The sequence below is a fragment of the Streptococcus sp. GMD6S genome, assembly GCF_000297015.1.
Genome location: NZ_AJRH01000069.1, coordinates 1 through 5684 on the forward strand (window position 1 = coordinate 1; position 5684 = coordinate 5684).

At 40.7% G+C, this 5684-nt stretch carries 7 protein-coding genes; 4 read left to right on the forward strand and 3 right to left on the reverse strand.

Annotated elements, in window-relative coordinates:
• A partial coding sequence (gene metG, locus GMD6S_RS07915; protein WP_000419569.1) for a methionine--tRNA ligase subunit beta occupies positions 1-1220 on the forward strand: 1220 nt, incomplete at its 5' end.
• A 16-nt stretch (positions 1221-1236) separates the two neighbouring features.
• Here the strand turns inward: metG and GMD6S_RS07920 are convergent.
• The 3 genes from GMD6S_RS07920 to coaA form a co-directional block, all read right to left on the reverse strand.
• Positions 1237-1770, reverse strand: coding sequence for a DNA topology modulation protein (locus tag GMD6S_RS07920; protein WP_000704757.1), 534 nt, complete (start codon positions 1768-1770; stop codon positions 1237-1239).
• Between the two features lie 52 nt (positions 1771-1822).
• Positions 1823-2059 (reverse strand): 30S ribosomal protein S20, encoded by a 237-nt coding sequence (gene rpsT / locus GMD6S_RS07925; protein WP_001274000.1) that lies wholly within the window; start codon positions 2057-2059, stop codon positions 1823-1825.
• A 67-nt stretch (positions 2060-2126) separates the two neighbouring features.
• On the reverse strand, positions 2127-3047 hold the full coding sequence (gene coaA, locus GMD6S_RS07930) for a type I pantothenate kinase (protein ID WP_000180520.1): 921 nt from the start codon (positions 3045-3047) through the stop codon (positions 2127-2129).
• 201 nt (positions 3048-3248) lie between these two features.
• Between coaA and GMD6S_RS07935 the strand changes: the two genes are divergently transcribed.
• From GMD6S_RS07935 to GMD6S_RS07945, 3 genes are all read left to right on the forward strand, one after another.
• A complete protein-coding gene (locus tag GMD6S_RS07935) occupies positions 3249-3653 on the forward strand; it encodes a hypothetical protein (protein ID WP_000698119.1) in 405 nt (134 codons plus the stop codon).
• 202 nt (positions 3654-3855) lie between these two features.
• On the forward strand, positions 3856-4446 hold the full coding sequence (locus GMD6S_RS07940; RefSeq protein ID WP_008293752.1) for a class I SAM-dependent methyltransferase: 591 nt from the start codon (positions 3856-3858) through the stop codon (positions 4444-4446).
• A partial coding sequence (locus GMD6S_RS07945) for a pyrimidine-nucleoside phosphorylase (RefSeq protein WP_001202984.1) occupies positions 4443-5684 on the forward strand: 1242 nt, incomplete at its 3' end. The genes GMD6S_RS07940 and GMD6S_RS07945, both read left to right, overlap by 4 nt.

Consider the following 5684-nt stretch of genomic DNA (forward strand, 5'->3'; position numbering starts at 1 on the left):
AGTTCTGGAACGGAACAGTCTTCCATATGGTTGGAAAAGACATCCTTCGTTTCCACTCCATCTATTGGCCAATCCTTCTTATGATGTTGGATGTTAAATTACCTGACCGTTTGATTGCTCATGGTTGGTTTGTCATGAAAGACGGCAAGATGTCTAAGTCTAAAGGGAATGTCGTTTATCCTGAAATGTTAGTAGAACGCTATGGCCTCGATCCACTTCGTTACTACCTCATGCGTAGCCTTCCAGTCGGTTCAGACGGAACCTTCACTCCAGAGGACTATGTAGGGCGTATCAACTATGAATTAGCGAATGACCTCGGAAACCTCCTCAACCGTACGGTTTCAATGATTAACAAGTACTTTGATGGTCAAATCCCTGCCTATGTAGAAGGTGTAACAGACTTTGACAATGAACTTGCTCAAGTGGCAGAACAATCAATCGCTGACTACAATACCTACATGGAAGCAGTTGACTATCCACGTGCACTTGAAGCAGTCTGGATCCTCATCTCACGTACTAATAAATACATCGATGAGACAGCTCCATGGGTACTGGCTAAGGACGAAGCGCACCGTGACCAATTGGCAAGTGTGATGAGCCACTTGGCAGCTAGCCTTCGTGTCGTAGCTCACTTGATTGAGCCATTTATGATGGAAACCAGTCGTGCAGTCTTGATACAACTTGGTCTAGCAGAAGTTTCTAGCCTTGAAAACTTGAGCCTAGCTGATTTCCCTGCAGGTGTAACAGTAGTTGCCAAAGGAACACCAATCTTCCCACGTCTCGAAATGGAAGAAGAAATCGCCTATATCAAGGAACAAATGGAAGGCAACAAGCCAGCCGTTGAGAAAGAATGGAATCCAGATGAAGTCGAACTCAAACTAAACAAGGAAGAAATCAAGTTTGAAGACTTCGATAAGGTTGAAATACGTGTCGCAGAAGTCAAAGAAGTGTCTAAAGTGGAAGGTTCTGATAAGTTGCTTCAATTCCGCTTAGATGCTGGAGATGGTGAAGATCGTCAAATCCTTTCTGGTATTGCGAAATACTATCCAAACGAACAAGAATTGGTCGGCAAGAAAGTACAAATCGTTGCCAACCTCAAACCACGTAAAATGATGAAAAAATATGTCAGCCAAGGGATGATTCTCTCAGCTGAACATGATGGTAAATTAACCCTTCTCACAGTTGATCCAGCTGTACCAAACGGAAGTGTGATTGGCTAATAGCAAAAAACCAACGTTATACACGTTGGTTTTTCTTGTTATGTGCGAGATTTTCTAAGAAGTGGTCCATCTCCTTTTGCGACCGGAGAACAATTACTTTATCTGGATAGGTTTCTTGAATCCGTTGATAACGTTCTTTGGCATTCTTTGTCCGCCCATCCCAGAGAATCCATCGGATAAATTCCCAGTCAAAGCGTTCAGGACAGCCTGCTGCCATACTTTCTCTGACTTTACCTCGGTATGTGAGATACCGTTTAAAGGCTCGAAAGAGACAAGTCCATGGGGAAAAGTTGAGAAAGATGATTTGGTCAGCTTCCAGCATTCTTTCTTCATAGCAACACCAAGAGTAGTTGCCGTCGATGACCCAAGCTTCGTGCTTTGTGAGAAAGTTCTTCATCTCGGTCAACATCCATTCGCGGTCACTGTCTTGCCAACCAGGTTGAAATTGAAGTGTATCCATATGCAGTTTGGGGATAGAGTAGTAGTTTGATAATTTTTCAGCTAGGGTTGACTTGCCAGCTCCAGAATATCCGATGATTGTTATTTTCATTTTCTACCTTTTCTGATTAGAGGACAAAAAAACAGCCTCTATGGACTGTTTCTTATTTAGCAAGTTTAGCTGAAAGACGAGCTTTATCGCGGCTTGCTTTGTTTTTATGAATCAAACCTTTAGTTTCTGCTTTGTCGATAGCTGAGCTAGCAGCACGGAAAAGTTCTTCAGAAGGGTTTGCTTCGAAAGCTTTGATAGCAGTACGCATAGCTGATTTTTGAGCTGAGTTTTTTTCGTTTTGTTTAACGTTCAATTCAGCGCGTTTGATAGCTGATTTAATGTTTGCCAATGTTCTTACCTCCATATTTACTAACTATACTATTATATCTGAAAACTTATGTTTTGACAAGGGGAAATTATTTTTTTAGGTAAATTTCATCGATTTCATGGTTTTTAGTCTTGTGGAGAATAACCTCAGCACGATTCCTTGTCGGTTCGATATAGTTTTGTAGATTTGTGAGATTAATGCTGGTCCAAACCTGGTGAGCAAAGGCTTCAACTTCTCCAATCGGCATTTGCGTAAAGCGGTGGTAGTAGCTGTTGGGATCATTTTGGGCAAAGCTGAGCAGCTTTAAGAAACGATCCAGATACCAGCTTTCAATGTCCTCGACAGCAGCATCCACATAGATGGAGAAATCAAAGAAATCAGTAATGTAAAGGCGCTCATTTTGAGGGTTTTGAAAGACATTGATGCCTTCGACAATGACAAAATCAGCAGCTTTGACACGTTGTTTCTCTCCAGGAACGATGTCATACACTTCATGAGAATAGACAGGAATATCGACATCTTGCCCATTCTTTAGGCGGTCAAGAAAATTCAGCAAGGTTTCCATATCATAACTTTCAGGAAAACCTTTGCGATTTAAGATATCTTGGTCAATCAAGGTTTGATTGGGATAGAGAAAACCGTCAGTTGTCACCAATTCTACAGTAGCATCCGGGAGAGTACGTGATAAAAGAATCTGAAGTAAGCGACTAGTAGTTGATTTTCCCACAGCAACACTACCAGAAACCCCAATGATAAAAGGCTGAGATTTACTTTCGCGTTGGAGAAAAATTCCTTTTGAAAAGGCCAAATCATCCTTGGTGCGCTTGTAAATATGGATAAGATGAACTAGGGGAAGATAGACATCTGTTACGTCCTGTAGACTAATCTGGTCATTGAAACTCTTGATGGATTCTAACTCTTCCTCTGTCAAGGGAGGGGTTGTTTTGCGATGCAATGATTGCCAAGTCTGGCGACTGATTTTTTCAAAATGTAAAAATTCGTTGGTCATTTGTTTTCCCCTAGATATTTTGTTTATCATACCATAAAAAGCTAAAAAGATAAAGCGGTTTCTTGATGGTAGTAAGTCAATATCGTATAATAGAGGTAGATGGAGGTTGAATAATTTAATGATGAGATAGGGAATGGTTTCTGAAGACTTATCAGTTATTAAAAGTGAGCTTTTGGGTTCGCAACTTATAGGAGGTGTGTCATGAAAATATTAAAAAGTTATATATTGGAACTCTGTTTTATTCTCAGTTTTTCCTTACCTTTTATAAAAGGAGCGAATGCGGATAATGGTAGACGCTTTGTGGAAATCTATTACGGTTTTACTTTTTTGATGGAACATGCCATTGTAACAGTTGTCTTTATCTGTTCGCTCTTGATTGCTTGGCTACTAAAAAAACGGTGGATGAAATGGCTTGCTGCTGGTAGTTATCTATTTTTGATTTTGTGGATTGCTACAGAAGGATATCTATTCCGTATGTCACTAGAAGATTTGATACGACTTTGGACAAGTTTGGAAATCTTGACACAAACTTATCAGTTGGGTTTTTATCTAAACATCATATTGGGAATCTTGTTGATAATAAAGTATTTTAAGGTTAAGAAATAGTAATAAAAATGCGCCCGATTGCAGACGAACTGTTTTTTCCTGACTATGATAATTTGTAGTTCCCGATAGATTGTAATGTATTTCTAATAATTGAAAGAGATTGAAGAAAAGGTTTTTTGACTAGGATTCTTCAGTCTTTTTCATTTGATCATCACTTTGTAAACGATTTACAATTCAAGCCAAATTATGGTAAAATAGTTTTATGAGTAAAATGTATTATGCAGAAAATCCTGATGCTGCTCACGACATTCATGAGTTGAGAGTGGAGTTGTTGGGAGAAAACATGACCTTTTTGACGGATGCGGGTGTTTTCAGCAAGAAAATGGTTGACTTTGGGAGTCAGCTCTTGCTTAAGTGCCTAGAGGTCAATGAAGGAGAGAAGGTCCTTGATGTGGGTTGTGGTTATGGGCCATTGGGTTTGTCGTTAGCCAAGGCTTATGGAGCTCAGGTAACCATGGTCGATATCAATAATCGTGCCTTGGACCTAGCGCGACAAAATGCTGAACGTAATAAAGTAGAAGCAACGATTTTCCAATCCAATATCTATGAACAAGTTGAAGGGAAGTTTGACCATGTTATTTCCAATCCGCCGATTCGAGCGGGCAAACAGGTTGTTCATGAGATTATCGAAAAGAGCAGAGATTTCTTGAAAGACGGAGGAGATTTAACCATCGTCATTCAGAAAAAACAAGGGGCTCCAAGTGCTAGAAATAAGATGGAAGACGTTTTTGGAAGTTGTGAAATTGTAAAGAAAGATAAGGGATATTATATCCTTAGAAGTGTGAAAGAATGAGAGCAGTTGATTTAATCCAAAAGAAACGAGATGGTCAAGAACTGACTACGGCTGAAATCAAATGGTTGGTAGAAGGCTATGTGGCTGGAACTGTTCCAGATTATCAAATGTCTGCTTTTGCTATGGCTGTTTATTTTAAAGGAATGACCACACGTGAGATTTCTGATCTGACGATGAATATGGTTAAAACAGGTCAGGAGTTTGATTTGTCAGCTATTGATGGGGTTAAAGTTGACAAGCATTCGACTGGTGGTGTAGGTGATAAGGTGACCTTGATTTTGGCTCCCCTTGTTGCGAGTTTCGGCGTGCCTGTTGCTAAGATGAGTGGTCGAGGTCTCGGCCATACTGGTGGGACAATTGATAAATTGGAATCCATTAAGGGCTACCAAGTCGAGCGAAGTCAAGAGGATTTCATTCGTCAGGTACAGGACATTGGTGTATCTGTCATTGGGCAGTCAGATCAGCTGGTTAAAGCAGATAAACTTCTCTATGCCCTCCGAGATGTGACCGCAACTGTCGACACGATTCCTTTGATTGCGAGTTCGGTGATGAGCAAGAAAATTGCTGCAGGAGCGGATGCCATTTTGCTAGATGTAACGGTCGGTGAGGGTGCCTTTATGAAGACGGTTGATGAGGCACGCGAATTGGCTCAAACCATGGTGGATCTTGGTAAGGCAGTTGGTCGAAAGACGGTAGCAGTTATTACCGATATGAGCCAACCCTTGGGACGAGCCATTGGCAATCGTCTCGAAATCCTTGAGGCAATCGAGATTCTTCAAGGAAAAGGTCGAGAAGATATTAGTCACTTTATCTGCGAGTTAGCTCAGATTATGCTTGGATTGGCTGATGTTGAGAAAACGATCGAGGAAATCCGTCAACACCTGGAAAATGGCCAAGCACTGGCTAAGTTTGAAGAAATGGTAACAGCACAAGGCGGTGATTTAGAAGATCTCTATCGCCCCGTCAAAGTTGCCCATGTGGTGGAAATTCCAGCTCAAGATACGGGTGTTATTTCAGCTCTTCCTGCAATGGAATTTGGCCTCTATGCCATGAGACTAGGAGCTGGTCGTGCAATCAAGTCTGATGACTTGGACTATGAAACAGGGATTGTTTTTGAGAAGAAGGTTGGAGACTCCGTTCAAAAAGGGGAAATTGTTGCAAAAGTTTATACAAATGGAAAAATTTCTTCTGAACTAGTTACAGAATTTCAAAAATATGTTAAAATAAATGATGGAGTG

Bases quoted from the DNA above. Each gene is read 5' to 3' on its own strand.
- GMD6S_RS07920 (WP_000704757.1), bottom strand. From the start codon at position 1,770: ATGAAAATAACAATCATCGGATATTCTGGAGCTGGCAAGTCAACCCTA.
- coaA (WP_000180520.1), bottom strand. From the start codon at position 3,047: ATGACCAACGAATTTTTACATTTTGAAAAAATCAGTCGCCAGACTTGG.
- GMD6S_RS07935 (WP_000698119.1), top strand. From the start codon at position 3,249: ATGAAAATATTAAAAAGTTATATATTGGAACTCTGTTTTATTCTCAGT.
- GMD6S_RS07940 (WP_008293752.1), top strand. From the start codon at position 3,856: ATGAGTAAAATGTATTATGCAGAAAATCCTGATGCTGCTCACGACATT.